The sequence below is a fragment of the Pseudomonas sp. ABa2 genome (assembly GCF_056676075.1).
In genome coordinates, this window is sequence record NZ_CM155239.1 from 4,328,150 (window position 1) to 4,344,314 (window position 16,165).

12 protein-coding genes are annotated in these 16,165 nt (G+C 58.5%); 7 read left to right on the forward strand and 5 right to left on the reverse strand.

Annotation, left to right across the window (positions count from 1 at the left end):
- Positions 1–99 precede the first annotated feature (99 nt).
- On the forward strand, positions 100–2,421 hold the full coding sequence (locus AC1G9C_RS21075; protein WP_480408705.1) for a DUF1631 domain-containing protein: 2,322 nt from the start codon (positions 100–102) through the stop codon (positions 2,419–2,421).
- A 9-nt stretch (positions 2,422–2,430) separates the two neighbouring features.
- On the forward strand, positions 2,431–2,763 hold the full coding sequence (locus tag AC1G9C_RS21080; protein ID WP_021445294.1) for a PilZ domain-containing protein: 333 nt from the start codon (positions 2,431–2,433) through the stop codon (positions 2,761–2,763).
- Positions 2,764–2,856: 93 nt separating this feature from the next.
- On the opposite strand, the gene ettA is transcribed toward AC1G9C_RS21080, so the two are convergent.
- Positions 2,857–4,551 (reverse strand): energy-dependent translational throttle protein EttA, encoded by a 1,695-nt coding sequence (gene ettA / locus AC1G9C_RS21085; RefSeq protein ID WP_480408706.1) that lies wholly within the window; start codon positions 4,549–4,551, stop codon positions 2,857–2,859.
- Positions 4,552–4,698: 147 nt separating this feature from the next.
- On the opposite strand from ettA, the gene AC1G9C_RS21090 reads away from it, so the two are divergent.
- The 4 genes from AC1G9C_RS21090 to AC1G9C_RS21105 are packed head-to-tail and all read left to right on the forward strand — an operon-like array spanning position 4,699 to position 10,179.
- Positions 4,699–5,961 (forward strand): site-specific integrase, encoded by a 1,263-nt coding sequence (locus tag AC1G9C_RS21090; RefSeq protein ID WP_480408707.1) that lies wholly within the window; start codon positions 4,699–4,701, stop codon positions 5,959–5,961.
- Positions 5,958–7,544 (forward strand): tyrosine-type recombinase/integrase, encoded by a 1,587-nt coding sequence (locus tag AC1G9C_RS21095; protein WP_480408708.1) that lies wholly within the window; start codon positions 5,958–5,960, stop codon positions 7,542–7,544. The genes AC1G9C_RS21090 and AC1G9C_RS21095 overlap by 4 nt, the downstream gene beginning before the upstream one ends.
- Positions 7,541–9,778 carry a hypothetical protein gene (locus tag AC1G9C_RS21100; protein WP_480408709.1) on the forward strand — a complete coding sequence of 746 codons (2,238 nt, stop codon included), beginning with the start codon at positions 7,541–7,543 and terminating at the stop codon, positions 9,776–9,778. Before AC1G9C_RS21095 ends, AC1G9C_RS21100 begins: the two co-directional genes overlap by 4 nt.
- A 2-nt stretch (positions 9,779–9,780) precedes the next feature.
- Positions 9,781–10,179, forward strand: a complete 399-nt coding sequence (locus tag AC1G9C_RS21105; RefSeq protein ID WP_143498251.1) for a hypothetical protein — start codon at positions 9,781–9,783, stop codon at positions 10,177–10,179.
- Positions 10,180–10,542: 363 nt separating this feature from the next.
- Here the strand turns inward: AC1G9C_RS21105 and AC1G9C_RS21110 are convergent, their stop codons facing one another.
- On the reverse strand, positions 10,543–10,818 hold the full coding sequence (locus AC1G9C_RS21110) for a hypothetical protein (protein ID WP_480408710.1): 276 nt from the start codon (positions 10,816–10,818) through the stop codon (positions 10,543–10,545).
- 87 nt (positions 10,819–10,905) lie between these two features.
- On the opposite strand from AC1G9C_RS21110, the gene AC1G9C_RS21115 reads away from it, so the two are divergent.
- Positions 10,906–11,934, forward strand: a complete 1,029-nt coding sequence (locus tag AC1G9C_RS21115) for an IS30-like element ISPsp7 family transposase (RefSeq protein ID WP_033959121.1) — start codon at positions 10,906–10,908, stop codon at positions 11,932–11,934.
- Here the strand turns inward: AC1G9C_RS21115 and AC1G9C_RS21120 are convergent.
- From AC1G9C_RS21120 to AC1G9C_RS21130, 3 genes are all read right to left on the reverse strand, one after another.
- Positions 11,923–12,930, reverse strand: coding sequence for a hypothetical protein (locus AC1G9C_RS21120; protein ID WP_480408711.1), 1,008 nt, complete (start codon positions 12,928–12,930; stop codon positions 11,923–11,925). The two genes, AC1G9C_RS21115 and AC1G9C_RS21120, sit on opposite strands and share 12 nt — an antisense overlap.
- Before the next feature lie 119 nt (positions 12,931–13,049).
- Positions 13,050–14,852 carry an ATP-binding protein gene (locus tag AC1G9C_RS21125; protein ID WP_480408712.1) on the reverse strand — a complete coding sequence of 601 codons (1,803 nt, stop codon included), beginning with the start codon at positions 14,850–14,852 and terminating at the stop codon, positions 13,050–13,052.
- On the reverse strand, positions 14,849–16,030 hold the full coding sequence (locus AC1G9C_RS21130) for a hypothetical protein (protein ID WP_480408713.1): 1,182 nt from the start codon (positions 16,028–16,030) through the stop codon (positions 14,849–14,851). Before AC1G9C_RS21130 ends, AC1G9C_RS21125 begins: the two co-directional genes overlap by 4 nt.
- Between the last annotated feature and the right edge of the window lie 135 nt (positions 16,031–16,165).

Here is a 16,165-nt window from a genome sequence, read left to right on the forward strand (position 1 = left end):
CGACAATGCTTTGCAGCGCGGCGATGGACTACTATATGTTTCATCGAACTGCGGCCCGACGCAGGACGCGCCAGCCGACGACTCCAGCCAGGACAGTCCATGAGCAACCAGGACACACCCCCGATCAAGCCCAGCGTGGCGACGCTCGCCAGCCGCGGCATCCAGCCGCGCTTCGGCGAGCTGGTGCAGAGCTGCCGCAAGCTGGTGATGAATCGCCTGGCGGAGCACCTGAGCGGCGTGTTCGGCCAGGTCGACGACACCCTGTTCGAGTGCGCGGAAAAAGCCGAGAACAACAAGGTGCAGACCCTGTTCTTCGACAGCATGCGCGAGATTCGCCGCCAGCGGCCGCAGATCGAACGCAGCTACCACCAGCAGATCGCGCACAACTTCTCCGATTTCCTCGAAGGCAAGCTGCAGAACCAGGCGCCGGTCGAGCTCGACCCCGAGCAACTGGCCCTGGTGCAGAACGAGGACTACGAGGAAAGCCTGCAGGTGACCAACATGGTCAGCCGGGTCAAGGCGCGCTGCACCCAGCAACTATTCGCCCTGGAGCAGCGCCTGGCGCTGCTCAACAACGGCCAGAAGCTCGGCGAGGACAGCAACCCCTTCGGCCCGCAGGCCATCGCCCAGGCCTTCCGCGAAGCCCTGGCGCCCTGCCCCTTCCCGCTGCAGATCAAGACCATCCTCTACATGCTCTTCGATCGCCACGTGATGCAGAGCCTGGATGCCCTGTACAACGCGCTCAACCAGCGCCTGATCGACGCCGGCGTGCTGCCCAACCTCAAGTACAGCGCCCAGCTCAACCCCAGCGTCAGCCGCCCGGAGCCGAACAAGGCCGAAACGGCCCCCGAGCACCAGGCGCCCGCCCAGGGCCCGCCTGGCGGCCCGGCGGCCGAACCGGCGCTGCTCGACCTGGACCTCAGCGCGCCACCGCCGAGCGACCCCACGGCGCTGTTCAGCGGCCTGTCCAGCCTGCTTGGCGAACACCGCCAGAGCCATCCGGACCAACCGCTGCTGGGCGGCACACGCAGTATCGTCAGCTTCTCGCCGCGCGGTGCCAGCCGCACCTACAGCGCCAACGAGCTGCTCGCCGCGCTCAACCGCATGCAGCAGCAGTCGGCCCACGACCTGGCCCAGCGCCTGCAGCGGCCGCAGCAGGTGGAAGGGCTCAAGGCCGACCTGCAGCAGCAACTGGAGGCGCACAGCAGTCTGCCCGGCGACAGCAAGGTGTCCGACCAGGAAGCCGACGTGATCGACCTGGTGGGCATGCTGTTCGACTTCATCCTCGATGACGAGAACCTGCCGGACAGCTGCAAGACCGCGCTGTCGCACCTGCACACGCCCTACCTGAAGATCGCCCTGCAGGACAAGGCGCTGTTCACCCAGCACCACCACCCGGCGCGCCGCCTGCTCAACGCCATGGCCCAGGCCGGCGTGCTCTACGGCAACGAGGGCGACGAACGTGGCCTGCTGGCGAAGATGCAGTGGGTGGTCGAACGGGTGATCCACGGCTTCAGCGGCGACCTGGCGCTGTTCGACAGCCTGATCGACGAGTTCAACGAGTACGTCGAGACCCTGCGCCACAAGGTGGAGCTGCGCGAGCGCCGCGCGGTCGAGGCGGCCAAGGGGCGCGACCGCCTGCTCGGCGCCCGCGAACAGGCGCTGGAAGTGATCCAGCGCAGCGTCGCCAAGCGCGACCTGCCGGCGATCATCCGCAACTTCCTCGAGTTGACCTGGGCCGACGTGCTGGTCTTCGTCCTGCTGCGCCACGGCGACGCCAGCGCGGAATGGCGGCGCCACTGCGAGGTCGCCGAGCAGCTGGCCTGGAGCGGCGTGCCGCTGGGCGAGGCCGACCTGCACCGCCTGCAGGAGCTGCGCGTGCCGCTGCTCAGCGACCTGCGCAAGGGCCTGGAACTGCTCGGCGGCTATCACGAGGACGGCATCCGTCGTCTGCTGCAGGATCTGGTGGCCTGCCAGCACGCGGTGCAGGCCAAGCAGCCGCAGCTGGCCGCCCAACTCAAGCCGAGCCTGCCGGAGAGCCCGCTCGGCGCCATGCTCGGCGAGGACGCCGACCTCGCCCGTCAGGCGCCGCCGCGCACCAGGCTGTCGGCGCGCGCCCAGGCGCTGGCCAAGGAACTGGCCAGCGTCGAGTTCGGCACCTGGTTCGAGTTCGTCAACGGCGAGCAGAGCCGCGTGCTCAAGCTGTCCTGGTTCAGCCCCACCACCCACAACTACATGTTCGTCGACAACAGCGGCCAGCGCGTGGCGATCAAACCCCTGACCCTGCTGGCCAGCGAGATGGAACAGGGCCTGGCCCGCATCGTCGCCCCCGAACGCGCGGCACCGCTGATGGATCGCGCCCTGACTGCCATCTACCGTGTGCTGCAGCGCTTTACCGGGCGCACGGCCGAACCCCGCTGAGGAATTTCCATGGAAGAGCGTCGCCAACACAGCCGCCATGGCACCGAGTTGCAGCTGGAGGTCTTCGACCTGAACAGCGGCCAGCGCCTGGGCCGCATCGTCGACCTGTCCGCCGACGGCTTCATGCTGTTCAGCGACACCCCGCACACCGCGGACGCGGTGCTGCAATGTCGCCTGGTGTGCAGCGCCGGCACGCAGGTTCTGCCGGAGGTGCGCCTGGGCGCCGACTGCCTGTGGAGCCGCCCCGGCGCCGACGGCCAGCACTGCTGGGCGGGCTTTCATATCATCGACCTGGCCGAAGATCAGGCCAGAGCGCTGGAAATCCTGCTGGCCAGGCTCTGACCCCATATCCCAGGGCTACCGGTGCGCCCGGCAGCCGGAGTCACCAACGAAAAACGGAGCCCGCAGGCTCCGTTTTTTTCATATGGCGAAAAGTTATTGCGCCAGCTTCTTGTAGCGCACCCGGTGCGGCTGCGCGGCGGCGTCGCCCAGGCGTTTCTTGCGGTCGGCTTCGAACTCGCTGTAGTTGCCCTCGAAGAAGTTGACCTTGCCGTCGTCCTCGTAGGAGAGGATGTGGGTGGCGATACGGTCGAGGAACCAGCGATCGTGGGAGATCACCACCGCGGCGCCGGGGAAGTCCAGCAGCGCCTCTTCCAGGGCGCGCAGGGTTTCCACGTCGAGATCGTTGGACGGTTCGTCGAGCAGCAGCACGTTGCCGCCCTGCTTCAGGGTCAGGGCCATGTGCAGACGACCGCGCTCACCGCCGGAGAGGTCCTTGACGAACTTCTGCTGGTCGGCGCCCTTGAAGTTGAAGCGGCCGACGTAGCCGCGCGACGGCACCTCGTAGTTGCCCACCTTGATCATGTCGAAGCCGTCGGAGATCTGCTCCCACACGGTCTTGCTGCCGTCGAGCAGGTCGCGGCTCTGCTCGACGCTGGCGATCTGCACGGTTTCGCCGATCTCGATGCTGCCGGAATCGGGCTGTTCCTTGCCGGTGATCATGCGCAGCAGGGTCGACTTGCCCGCGCCGTTGCCGCCGATCACGCCGACGATGGCGCCTTTGGGGATGCTGAAGGACAGGTCGTCGATCAATACGCGATCGCCGAAGGATTTCGACACGTTATGGAAATCGATGACCTTGTCGCCCAGGCGCGGGCCGGCCGGGATGTAGATCTCGTTGGTCTCGCTGCGCTTCTGGAATTCCTGCGACTGCATTTCCTCGAAACGCTGCAGGCGCGCCTTGGACTTGGCCTGACGCGCCTTGGCGCCCTGGCGCACCCATTCCAGTTCGGCCTTCATCGCCTTGGCGTGCGACGCCTCGGCCTTGGCTTCCTGGGCCAGGCGGTTGGCCTTGGATTCCAGCCAGCCGGAGTAGTTGCCCTCGTAGGGGATGCCGTGGCCGCGGTCGAGTTCGAGGATCCAGCCGGCGACGTTGTCGAGGAAGTAACGGTCGTGGGTAATCGCTACCACGGTGCCGGGGAAGTCGTGCAGGAAGCGCTCCAGCCAGGCCACCGAGTCGGCGTCCAGGTGGTTGGTCGGTTCGTCCAGCAGCAGCATGTCCGGCGCAGAAAGCAGCAGGCGACACAGCGCCACGCGGCGCTTCTCGCCGCCGGACAGGTGTTCGATCTTGGCCTCCCATGGCGGCAGGCGCAGGGCGTCGGCAGCGACTTCCAGCTGGCGCTCCAGGTTGTGGCCGTCGGAGGCCTGCAGAATCGCCTCCAGCTTGGCCTGCTCGGCGGCCAGGGCGTCGAAGTCGGCGTCCGGCTCGGCGTAGGCGGCGTACACCTCGTCGAGGCGGGCCTGGGCCTGCTTGATCTCGCCCACGGCCTCTTCGACTATGTCGCGCACGCTCTTGTTCGGGTCGAGCTGCGGCTCCTGCGGCAGGTAGCCGACCTTGATCCCCGGCATCGGGCGGGCTTCGCCGTCGATCTCGGTGTCGACGCCGGCCATGATGCGCAACAGGGTCGACTTACCGGCGCCGTTGAGGCCGAGCACGCCGATCTTGGCGCCGGGGAAGAACGACAGGGAGATGTCCTTGAGGATTTCACGCTTCGGCGGGACGACCTTGCTGACCCGATGCATGCTGTAGACGTAAGAGCCTGTTTTGCCTGCTTTGTCACTTTTGGACATGGTTTGATTCGCCTTTAATCCTGTTTTTTCAGTGCTTTATGGTAGCGGCAAGCGCTTAAATTCTGGAAAGCAAAACGTTAGGTTTTGCGTTGACCTTATCTTGTTCCTGACTATACTTAAAAAAGTTATTTTTTATGAGGGAGCAATATGGGTTTCCAGGTCATAGAGCAGGTGGTGAATGGTGCTCGTAGAAAGCTGCTGGTGCAAGACTACATCCCGGTTTACTACCCCAACCTCTACATGACCATGGAGCACTCGGGCAGAGCACTGGAAACAACAAAGAAGTACCTTGAGCATCTGGTTGTGCTTGAGCAGTTTCTGGCTTTTTCCTCTATTGATCTGATTTCTCGCATCGAACAGCGCCCTGCCAGCCAATACCTGACAGACAGTGAGCTTTCCAGATTTGTGTCGGACGCAGGGTTTAATAAGGAAACCTTGGCCATGAAGTATGCGGGGATGCGTTTGCATCCGACTGCCTACAAATCAGTTGGCAAAGTCCATGCGCAGCAGCGAATTGAGGCGGTACGCGACTATCTGGCCTTCCTTTATGACAAGTTGGGTGATCACTCAACACGATATGAGGCGATTGACGACCTGAAGGGGCGCATCAAACGCAAGATCAAAGCGGCCCGCCCTTCGTGGAAAGAAACGCGAATTGACGAAATGAAAGGGCTTACCAGCCAGGAGCGAACTCGATTGCTGGAAATCATGCATCCGGATAGCGCCGAGAACCCCTTTTCAGATGAAGCTATCAGGCTACGTAACTACATCATTTTGCTGCTGGGTCTCGACATGGGGCTGCGCCGCTCCGAGATGCTGCTGATCAAGACCAGCGATATTCACTGGCACAGTCGTCAACTAGCGGTGGTCAACCTAGAGGATGAGAGCCTCGACCCAAGAACCATGGCCCCGCAATTCAAAACCAACGAGCGCATGCTGCTCATGACCGATGACCTGTATGACGCAATCACTGAGTACGAATCGAAATATCGCCACAGAAAGCCTCGTAGCGGCACATCGCAAGCGAGAAAGCATCCGTTTTTGCTGGTGGCCCACAAGCGAAATGAGGGCGGACCTCTGACCATCAAGGCAGTTGATGGCGTCCTGTCCAGGGTCCGAGAAATAGCGCCGGAACTGGCTCATGTGCACCCGCATATTCTGAGGCATGACGCGGTCTACACGATGCTGGAAAGCATGCGGGAGGAACTGGCAGCGCTCACGCCGGAGGATCGCACCACGCAGGTTCAAAAAACCCTCACATGGATGTTCGGCTGGAGTCCCGGATCGGACATGCCTGGCCTCTACGGCGCGAAATTCTGGAAAGAAGAGGCGGACAACGCGATACAGAAGCGGGCCGAGAGGTTTAAGGCCATCCGTCAAAAGGCCGAGACACCGGGCGGTTCAAAGTGAAAATCTGCGTCGAAGCACTTCATGCACCCACGAAGGACAGCCTCAATGCATGGCTGAACACGCCTCGCCTGGCCAAGTGCGGGGAAGTTTTCACACCGACTCACCCCATGTGGAAACCCGATAAATCGACCAAAAACCCAGTCAACTGGAAAGCGGCCCTTGCCTGCGTCTCGCCGGATTGGCAGCCCTGGTTGCACGCCGCCCTGGCCTATCGAATGGCTGATCATGCAACGGGCTCGGTTGCTAAAGTCGCCAGTGTGTTGTCGCGGGCTGCTCAGGCCGGTCTTGACCCGCTCAACGAGGATCACCTGATCGCTCTGCGGGAGCGCTTTAACGTCGGCGAGTTCAGTCAGTTCGCCGCTTTCATGGCGTTTTGGCACGACTGCGAATCCCTCGAACAACATCCGCCCCAATCCCTGATCGAGGCCTACCAGGCACTGCCCAGAAAAAAGAAATCCAGCCACGATGTGATCCTCAGCCTGGACCCCGAACATGGCCCGTTCACCCAGGTGGAGCAGAACGCGCTGCACCAATGGATACATGAGCAGTTCTGTCACGGTCAGCTAGATCCCGAGCAATACCTGTATCTGCGCCTGTTGATGATTTACGGGCAGCGTGGCGCTCAGGTGCGCATGATGGTTTTTGGTGATTTCACGAAGACCGATCAGGGCTGCAAGGTCAGGTTTCATTGGGCAAAGCAAAAAGACGGCGAGGCGGGTTGGCGAGCAAAGTCCGAAACCTTCAGTCTGGATGAGGACCTGTACAACACCGTGCTGGCCTACAAGGCCATGGTTCTGGCGCAACTCTGGCAAACCTATCCAGACCGCGCCGACTGGGATGCAGCCATTGAGAATGTGCCGCTCTTTCGTCGGAAGATGGATGATGAAGCAGAATTTCCGGATCGGGTGACCCCCCCTGTTTTACTCGATAGCCCCCTGCAAAAAGCCCTCGAAGAGGCGCCGCAGCCAATCTTTCATGTTGGAGCAGGCACGGTTCAGGGATGGCTTGATCGCATCGAGCGGATGGAGGGCTTTCCGATTTCGCCTCGCACCCATCAGCCGCTGAAAGTGACGCGGGGGCACCGGTTCAGGCACACCCTCGGCACGGACCTGTCCAATGCCGGGCTGGATGAGTGGACGATGGCCAGCGCATTGATGCACAAGAATACTCAGACAGTGCGAAAGTACCGCCAGGTGTCGCCGGAGCTGCTGGCCTTGATCGACGCGAAGATGAGCGACCATCTGGCCTTGGTTGTGAATGCGTTCACAGGGATCATCGTCACGGATCGCACCTCAGCAAAAAACGGGGATCGAGCGGATCGACAAATCGAGGATCTGGCAGTGTGCGGTGCCACTGCCGCCTGCCATCTCGATGCGCCCTTTACCTGTTACGCATGCGGAAAATTCCAACCCCTTCTGTACGCCAATCACCGCGCGATCCTTGAGCGATTGGAACGTCGGCGGGCGCAAACCATTGCCACGGATAAAACGACCGGCGTGCTCTGGGATCGGGCCATTCTGGCGTGCCGCAAGGTGATTCTGGATTGTGAGGCCGCGCGCCAATCAGGGAGGAAAGGCGAATGACCGATGCGTTTGATTCTGAACTGACGCACAACATTGTTGATTTCAAGCCCAGGAGCCAACTGGCTGCGGAGGCTCAGCTCGCGGCGTTTATCGAATGGGCAAAACAGACCCTGCCCAAAGGCATTCCCAGTCGCGTGCACTCGAGTATTTGCTGGGAGGACGGCAGTTGGCACAAGCATGGCGTCCAAAAATGTAGCTTCACGGCGCTGGGATCGACCAATGCAGCTCCAAAGGCGATACAGGCACCCTTCACGGAGTTTGCCAAGGCCATCATGGTGTACCGACGGGTGTATTTGCAGAAAAAGGCAATTAGTGACTGGCTGAGTGCCCTGAAGGTGCTGGAAGCCGCCTTGGTCGAGCTGACCGGCACGCGGGATGTGACGCAGGTGTCCGCCGGTGTCTGCAATAAAGCGTGCGAGCACCTGAGTCGTCACTGGGCAAAAGGCAATAACGCATACGCTAGCAGCAAGGCACTTGAGGCCCTCATCACCCTGATGCGGGCCAAAAAACTGCTCAAGACCGATTTTCGGTGGACCTCTCCGCTGACGATTAAGCCGCGTGGCACGCTCAAGCAGCAACAAGCGGATCGGGAACAGAAACTGCCCAGCCCCGAAGCGATCAAAGCGCTCGGGGAAGTGTTCACTAACGAATTGACCCGCCCTCTGGATATCGTTGTGACATCCGCCTGTGCGCTGTTGCTGAGCACCCCGAGTCGCGTGGGTGAGTTGGCGGATGTTGAATTGGATTTTCGGGTGTTCAAAGAGGATATCCACGGCAAACGGCGCATGTTCCTGCGCTGGTACGCGGAAAAGATAAACCAGGTCACGCTGAAGCCAGTCGTTAAGCCCGAGATGGAGCCGGTCGTCGAGCGGGTCATCGCCTTACTGAAACCGATCACCAATGAGGCGCGGGCTTACGCCGCCTGGCTGGAAGATCATCCCGATGAGTTTCCGCCCCATGAAGGGCTGCCACCCAAGGGGCCTGATGAACCGCTCACCTATGCCGAAGCCTGTGCCGCGCTGAAACTCAGAGTTCATGAGAGCCAAAACCCGCGAACTATATTCCAAAAAGGTTTCCTAAAACCCTTGGAGCAGAAAAAGGCGCTCAGCCCCGCCGCTCGAGCCCTCTTGGCCGAGATTCGTGATGGTTTGGATACCAGTAGAGGGACGCGGATATACGTGAAGGACAAGCCAGGAGTCCAGGGTGTTGAGTTTGACGACCGGTGTGTGATCACGCTGCGCACGCTCAATGTGCTGCTGCGTGAGAAGTATCTCCCAAAGGATTTTCCCTACACCACGCCGTACACGGAGGGCAAGGCGCGGGTGAAGTTTCGTGATGCCTTGTTCACCGTGCGCACGGGAGCGTTGGCTGAAGACGCAGGTGGCACCGCTGTGACGCACGGGTTTGGCGTAGAGATCGCGGCGAACCCTAACCGAATGAAGGCGCAATTAGCCATTACGAACAACCCGGCAAGGAAAAGTCTGTTCGAGCGCCATGGATACCCCGGTGTCAAGGTCAACACGCATGCGTTTCGACACGAATTGAACACGCGGATGCACCAGGCCGGTCTGTCGCAGCTCCTGATTGACGCCTTCTCCGGGCGCACGACGATGGGATCGGTTTACAACCACGAGACTATCGAGGAGCGCACCCAAGGGGTTGCGGCTTACCACCCCAAAACGAAGAACAGCACCGCTGCTCAGCGTCTGGACAAGGTAAAAACCAATCAGCCTCTGAATCTTGCTGATGTAAGGAAACTGCGCGAGGAAGAGCAGGACCGAATTATCCATCAAACCCATCTCGGCGTTTGTGTGCACAACTTCGCATCCGAGCCCTGCCCGAAAATGGGCGCCTGTTTGGACTGCGGGCGGCTCGGTTGCGTCAAAGGGGATGACGTAAAGCTGGGCAACCTCAGGGAAGAACGCGACGACCTTAAACGTCGTCTCGATAAAGCCCTGGATGCGCAGTCTCGGGGCGTGTTTGGGGCATCGGAGTCGGCCAAAAAACTGGGTGAGAAGCTCTTTAAGTGCGAGGCGCTCATCCAAACGCTGGAAAACCCCGAACTCGAAAACGGTGACATTGTGTGGAACGCCGACAACGGTTGGACGCTGACCAAGAACGCCGCCGCAATGTCGGGGTTGATCGAAGTCAAAGTCATTGAAGAGAACCAGGCGCAAGAGGCGTTGCCATCGTTGGATGACGTCTTGGCCTTGCTGGATGAGATCGAGGGTTAACGATGGGGCATTTAACGCCAAAGGATGAGAAACGCATCATTAAGCTAATTGAGGAATGGTCAGAGCCGAAGCTGACCTGGCCTTTGCTTGTTGATGCCTGCAAAGAAAAACTGGGTATCAGTCGTGCTCGCCAGTCCCTGATGAATCTACCTGCCGTGGATTTGGCGATGAAGAATCGCAAGGCGGCATTGAAGGCCAAGAAGCTGAAGCCGGGCTGGATTGGCGATATTCAGACAGCCAACGAGCGCATCGAGGAACTGACAGCGACCAAGCAGAAGCTGTTAGCGGCTGTTCGAGATATGCATAGCCGGTTTTTGATCTGGCAAGCCAATGCGGATATGCACGGGCTGACGCAATCGATGTTGGAGCGGCCGGTTTCACAGCTTCAAAAAAAGATCTGATCCGGTGTTCGGAAACTTATACTTGGGAAGTACTCATGGCCGCTACGTCCTGAAATTCGAGCACTTGGACCATGCTCCGCGCTAAGTTCTGGAGGGGTGCGAGTTGATGACCTGGCCATATTACAAGCCATAACCGGGGATGAGGGTACCAGAGGAGCAACAGTAGCAAATCACATACTCAATCATGGCTATCGTCGCCAGCGATTTGATTTCCATGCTCACACCTGAATAATTTTCTTGTTAATGAAGCGGTCTGTTGCAGCTGGCCAACAATGACCGCTTTTGACCGCTTTGAGCCTTTCGGATTAGGCAGGAATCGGCCAAGTGCAGCCATTCGGGCGTGTCTAGCAAATCAGGAGCGATTCAGGTGTCGCCATCCGCCTCGTCATCTAGCGTCTCACCAGCCTTAAACCCGCAGCCCTCCATAAACATCCAAGCGCGTAGCCAGTTGTGGATCTCGTTAATCTTTAGAATGGATATATCCCCGCTCCAACCCTGACCTGATGCTTCGCGGGCGTAGCGTTCATTGAGGAAGCCAGAGTAGGCCTCACGCATAATACCCGTCGGCCGGAATGCGAAGTTATGGGTGAAGACGACCTCTTGGCTGTCGGTAACGATCGCCCCCCAGTAGGGGGTCACGACTTCCGCACTGTAATCGTCGGTAAGACAATGGCGGCGGCAAAAACTGAGTGCAACACCTGACCTTTCCGGTACGGTGCTGCCCCTATGTCTTATACCGAACTCAGCGTTGAAGAGCGCGCCACCATTCAAATCGGTCGTACCCAAGGCTTCAGCCTGCGCAGGATTGCCTGCTTGATCAACCGATCCCCTTCGACCATCAGCCGTGAGCTGCGCCGTAACCGAGGTGCTTGCGGTGGCTACTCGGCCCGCCTGGCCCAGCAGCAAATGCAGGCCCGCCGCCAGGTTTGTCGACCGATGCGAAAACTGTTGCCGGGTAGCGAGCGCTTCGAACTGGTGACCCATATGCTGCGTGAGCGTTTGTCTCCCGAGCAGATTGCCGGCAAGCTGCGCAGCATGAACATACCCAACCTGCGAGATGCCTACGTCTGTCGCGAGACGATCTACAACGCGATCTATGCCCTGCCAGTGGGTGAGCTGCGTAAGGAGCTGATCATCTGTCTGCGCCAAGGCAAGACGACGCGCCGGCCGCGCTCTGGTGGCGTGGATCGGCGCGGCCAGATCCCCGAGATGGTCAGTATTCATGTGCGCCCGCCGGAGATTGAAGACAGGCTGATGCCGGGGCATTGGGAAGGCGACCTCATCAAGGGTAAGGCCAACGCCTCGTCCGTCGGTACGCTGGTGGAACGCACCAGTGGCTACCTGATGTTGGTGAAGATGAACGACGCGACGGCGACTTCGGCGCTGGAAGGCTTCAGCGCCGCGCTCAATAGCATGCCGCTGGAGATGCGCAAGAGCATGACTTACGACCAGGGCCGGGAGATGGCGCGACACGCCGAGATCACCCAAAGAACCGGCGTGGCGATCTACTTCTGCGACCCGCACAGCCCCTGGCAGCGCGGCAGCAACGAAAACATCAACGGCCTGATTCGCCAGTACTTGCCCAAGGGCACAGACCTGTCGGTACATAGCCAGGAGGAGCTGGACGCCATTGCGCTGCAACTGAACATGCGACCGCGCAAGCGCTTCGACTTCAAATGCCCCATCGAGGTGATGGGAGAGGTCATGCAAAATGCCATGGCAATGCGGCATGATGCTCCGGCTTCAATTCAATAACCGTGTTGCACTCAGCTCCTGCAACCGCCAATCCTTGATAGTCCGCTGCGCAAGTCGGATCAGTCGCCCCTCAAAAGCCAGCTCAGGCGTCTCCAGAAATGACTCGTGCTCGCTCTCATCCAGTTGCGATAGGATCGAATTAGCACGGTTTGGCTCCGCGATTCTAAAGGGGTTGAGCGCGCATATAAAAAGGCTGTTGCGATAGTGGCAGGGAATCTCACGCCAAGGTTTTCGAATGAAGCAGAATCCGTGCAGTCGCTCGGCCTCCATTAACTGGGCGGCATAGCCGCTGAGTCCCGACAAGTGCTCGGTGGTCCAATCGTTAAGCCCTCCCCCATTCTCTTCGCTATCGAACCAACCATCGAGGTCGTGGAAGGAAATCACCACACAACTCATCGCGTCGTGTGACAACAGCTCGTTTGTGAAGTGACGAAAGTCATCGTCGCTTGGCAGGTAGAGGTCGAGCTGCAAGCTCTCTAGGTTTCCGCCGGGGAAGCTTGGGCGATAGACGATAATATCTCTCTCGTTGATCAGGAGATCATAAAGAAAAGCCTGTTTGGTTATCTTGTTGTCGAGATTTGCGACCAAGACATTGGTGATGTCTTGGTGTCCTGATAGGGCGAAAATACCGGCAATGTAATTGCTGTAAGCGAACAGCTCGGAGAACGCATTACGTTCTGCAGATCGGTCGATTTTTAGCTCCAAGACGAACAGGCCATCCTCATGGGTGCCGAGCAAGTCGAGTTCCATCGGCCTGGTGTGATCAGTTGGAAGCTTGATTTTGGTTCCGACGAAGGTCCCATAGCGAATTGTTCCGTGAAGGCGTTCCAGCTTCGCAAGTGCGCGAGACTTGATGATTCGCCAGAGTTGGAAATCAGGTTCCTCAGCGCACGGCTCAACCTCATCCACGTCAAATAGAGGGCAGTCGACAATTACAGCCTCCAAGCCCGTAGCGTGGAGATGCTTGTGAACATCATCTTCGGAAAACTTATTCATGGCGGCTCTCAAGATGGGGTTAATCCCGGTTAATCCCTCAACTGTTCGCTTGGTCAATGTCTACCGGCTATCGCCGGCCGAGAGAAGGTTGTGTAGCACTATTGGTGCTCTGACTAGCTCTACTCCTCCGCCCCAACTGCCAGAGCATCACTCCAAAGTCTGTCAAGATCGACGTCCTCACTGGCAGGCTGCTTACCGTCTAGCAGCCGGTCGACCTGGATCACCATTGGCAGCTCAAAAGCGGTACCAGTGACCACGCAACACCCTTGAGAGAGTCCCGGGATGAGGCTGCGAGACAAAGAATCCAGCGTAGAGATCGTATTGTCGATCAAGTACAGATCTCGATCATTCACCAAGCGGTGAATGAAGAAATTGTGTAGCTGCGAGACGATTGTGGGCGAGATATCAGCGGGGCGCTGGCTGGCGATGGTAATGAACATACCGAATTTTCGCCCTTCCTTGATGATCTCCTCGAACTGTTCGAGCCGATAGTCCTTCCAGGTTTCACTTTCTCTTGCAGATTGGTCGGATAGGATATTGTGTGCCTCGTCAACGATGAGATGGATGGTGCGGTCGGGTGGATTAGCGACTGTGGCCTTGTGGCTGTTGTAGTAATGCTTGGCGAACAGCAGCGGCAGAACTTTCTTGATCTCGTTGTTGCAGCGGCGCATCGAAATGACCGTGAGCAGGCGGTCATCTTGCGGAAAATCCGAAACCATCAGCACCTTACGCAGGTTGGCGAGTGAGGACTCGACGCGCTTCAGAAGCGGCTGGATATGCTCGAACTGAACATATCCTGCGTTCAAGTCTGACAACAGCTGCAGGTTGACGCGGAGTACAAGCTGATCAAATTCATCAAGCCCATCGGCGTCCAACGTTTCTACAGTTGGGGCGATATGCGCTGCGTATCGCGCGCCATCGGTACCGATGAACTGCTCGTTGTAGGTAAAGCGACCACCTGTCCGGTGCCAGGTGACTTCTGCCAGCAGGTCTTGGACTTGCTGGTTCTCCATGCGCCGCGCGACGGTCCTCATCAAATCCAGCGTCGCAGGCTTAACCTCACCGGCGCAGAACGACTTCTGGAACATTCTCTTCGCATAGTTCGCAAGTGAGCCCTGTATCGCTCCATAGCGTTCCCAACCTGCAATCACACGATTGAGGAAAGGCCTTTGTGTATTTGGTGTGGCCTGAAAGAGCAGTGACATAGTCTCGAGCTGCCAGAACTCCTGCGTTGCCAGCGGAAACCGGGAAGCGGGATCGTTCAGGTCTGGGGCGGTAAGCGTTGACAACTGATAGACGGTTTTGTGATCCGCAGCCGCGAGCTGCTCGCCGCCGTACTCACCATTAAAATCTAAGACAATGAAGCGGCTCTTACCTGTAATGAAAGGCAGCTTTTGATCGAAAAGAACAGTGTATAGCTTTGCCAGAGTATTCGACTTGCCGCTTCCGGTATTGCCGAAGATGCCGATATGACTGTTGAAGAGTCGCTTCCACGGCAACCCAACCGCGATTTCTTCTTTCAGCATGGTCCCAACTCTGAAATCGCTGTCCGCATTGCGATCGAAGATGGACCTGATTTTATCCTCGGGAAGCAGGTAAGCCGCGTCCTGGATCATTGGTAGGTACTTGATGCCCTGAGTGAAGCCAGAACGGTCGAAGTATCCAATCGGCCTAGCCTCTACTTTCCGCACAAACGTCTGCCGGCCGTCATGCATCTCGGTGCGGCTTTCGTCCAGATATTCGCCCTCGACGATGCAGATGATGTCGCGGAAGCCGCGCTGGATGGATAGGTATTCGCGAATTGAGACTCCCTTGTATTTCTCTCCTTCATAGAACAGGGTTTCCTTGCTCGACTGTTCGTCGATCTTCAGAACCAATTTTGTTCCATGGACGGCGATGACCTCGCCAACGCGAATACTCATAACTGGCTCTCAAGGTCTGCATCGGCCGCAGGAAGAGCTGCTGGAGCTATGTGGGTAGTAGGTGCAAGAGCCGCACCCTCCGGCCAAGCCAATACCTGCTCATTGAATGCGGTGAAGTCCATATCTCCACTCTGCAGCATCAGGCACTTTACGTTACGGTTTCCCTTGAACTTTCCCTCCATTTCGGCATGCCCAGACTGGCTGTAACAGCAAACAAACACCTGCAGACCCGGATTGGAAAGAGAACGCATCACGAGGTTGAGGATGTGCTCGTCGGCAAACGAGAACCCGAAGGTGATGAGCACGGCGTTGGGCTTCTCAAGCTCATAACTGAGCAGCCGCAGCATTTGATAGTAATGCTCCTCGTAGACTGTCTCGTGGAACTTCCACTTGGTCGGGTTCACGATTGGAATCCGCTTGTATTTGTCCCAAAAGGCGTCCAGTTCATCATCGGCGAAATCTGGGACTGGGACGTCGGCAAGTGTCGAGGCAGGGTTATTAAGCGCAGCCGAAAATGGCTGCAGCAACGCCATAGCACCAGCGTCCAGCAGTTCTTCACGGCTAGACAGGTCGTAGCTGACCTGAATGGCGGTGTCCAACTTGCTCCAATAGACCGACCCATGCAAATGGATCAGATTGATCTGAGGGATGCTGCTCTGATGACGGCCGAAGACACCAGCCTGGCAAAGATAAGACCCGAAATTTCGGGCCTGTAGGATGCGCCGCGTGAAACCCCGTGCGCCATCATTCAATACGAAGTCAGTGTGGCCTTCCTTGATAAGCGCGTCGGCCACGAGCGGGAAGCAACCGTCGTAGTTCGTCGTGAACACATTGCAACGACGATCCAGAGCTTTGCGGCGTTTTACCATTTCGAGTGCTGTCGTTAGGAAGGTGCGGTAGTTCTTGATAACCATGGCGCCTGCCTCTACGGCCCCTGCCTGTTCCAGGCTAAGCTCCTCGGCCGGGCGGATACAGCTGGCGTAGTAATGCATGAACAGCGGAATTAGGCGCTCGTCGCCCTCATGCTCAAATTTAGTGGCTAGATCTTCCAGCGTGTAGCGCGAGTTGCCCTCACCAGTCCGAACCTGCAGTTGGAGGGTCGGGAGCAGGCCGAACGATGCTCCTGATCCGAAGAGGAAATTGATGTCTTGGTTGTAGATGTCACCGATAGAAATCACTGGCTGTCCTCCCTGGCTGCGCAGAATGGCGCAAGGAGACGATACATCTCGCAGTGGGCAGAGTGCCACCGCGGGGAGCCATGAATAACGACAGCGATCTCTGTCCAACTGACATTAACTGCTAAGCTCGAGCGA

What these genes read in the sequence shown, in the direction of transcription:
- AC1G9C_RS21075 (WP_480408705.1), top strand. Translation starts at nt 100, where the DNA reads ATGAGCAACCAGGACACACCCCCGATCAAGCCCAGCGTGGCGACGCTC.
- AC1G9C_RS21080 (WP_021445294.1), top strand. Translation starts at nt 2,431, where the DNA reads ATGGAAGAGCGTCGCCAACACAGCCGCCATGGCACCGAGTTGCAGCTG.
- ettA (WP_480408706.1), bottom strand. Translation starts at nt 4,551, where the DNA reads ATGTCCAAAAGTGACAAAGCAGGCAAAACAGGCTCTTACGTCTACAGC.
- AC1G9C_RS21090 (WP_480408707.1), top strand. Translation starts at nt 4,699, where the DNA reads ATGGGTTTCCAGGTCATAGAGCAGGTGGTGAATGGTGCTCGTAGAAAG.
- AC1G9C_RS21100 (WP_480408709.1), top strand. Translation starts at nt 7,541, where the DNA reads ATGACCGATGCGTTTGATTCTGAACTGACGCACAACATTGTTGATTTC.
- AC1G9C_RS21105 (WP_143498251.1), top strand. Translation starts at nt 9,781, where the DNA reads ATGGGGCATTTAACGCCAAAGGATGAGAAACGCATCATTAAGCTAATT.
- AC1G9C_RS21115 (WP_033959121.1), top strand. Translation starts at nt 10,906, where the DNA reads ATGTCTTATACCGAACTCAGCGTTGAAGAGCGCGCCACCATTCAAATC.
- AC1G9C_RS21120 (WP_480408711.1), bottom strand. Translation starts at nt 12,930, where the DNA reads ATGAATAAGTTTTCCGAAGATGATGTTCACAAGCATCTCCACGCTACG.
- AC1G9C_RS21125 (WP_480408712.1), bottom strand. Translation starts at nt 14,852, where the DNA reads ATGAGTATTCGCGTTGGCGAGGTCATCGCCGTCCATGGAACAAAATTG.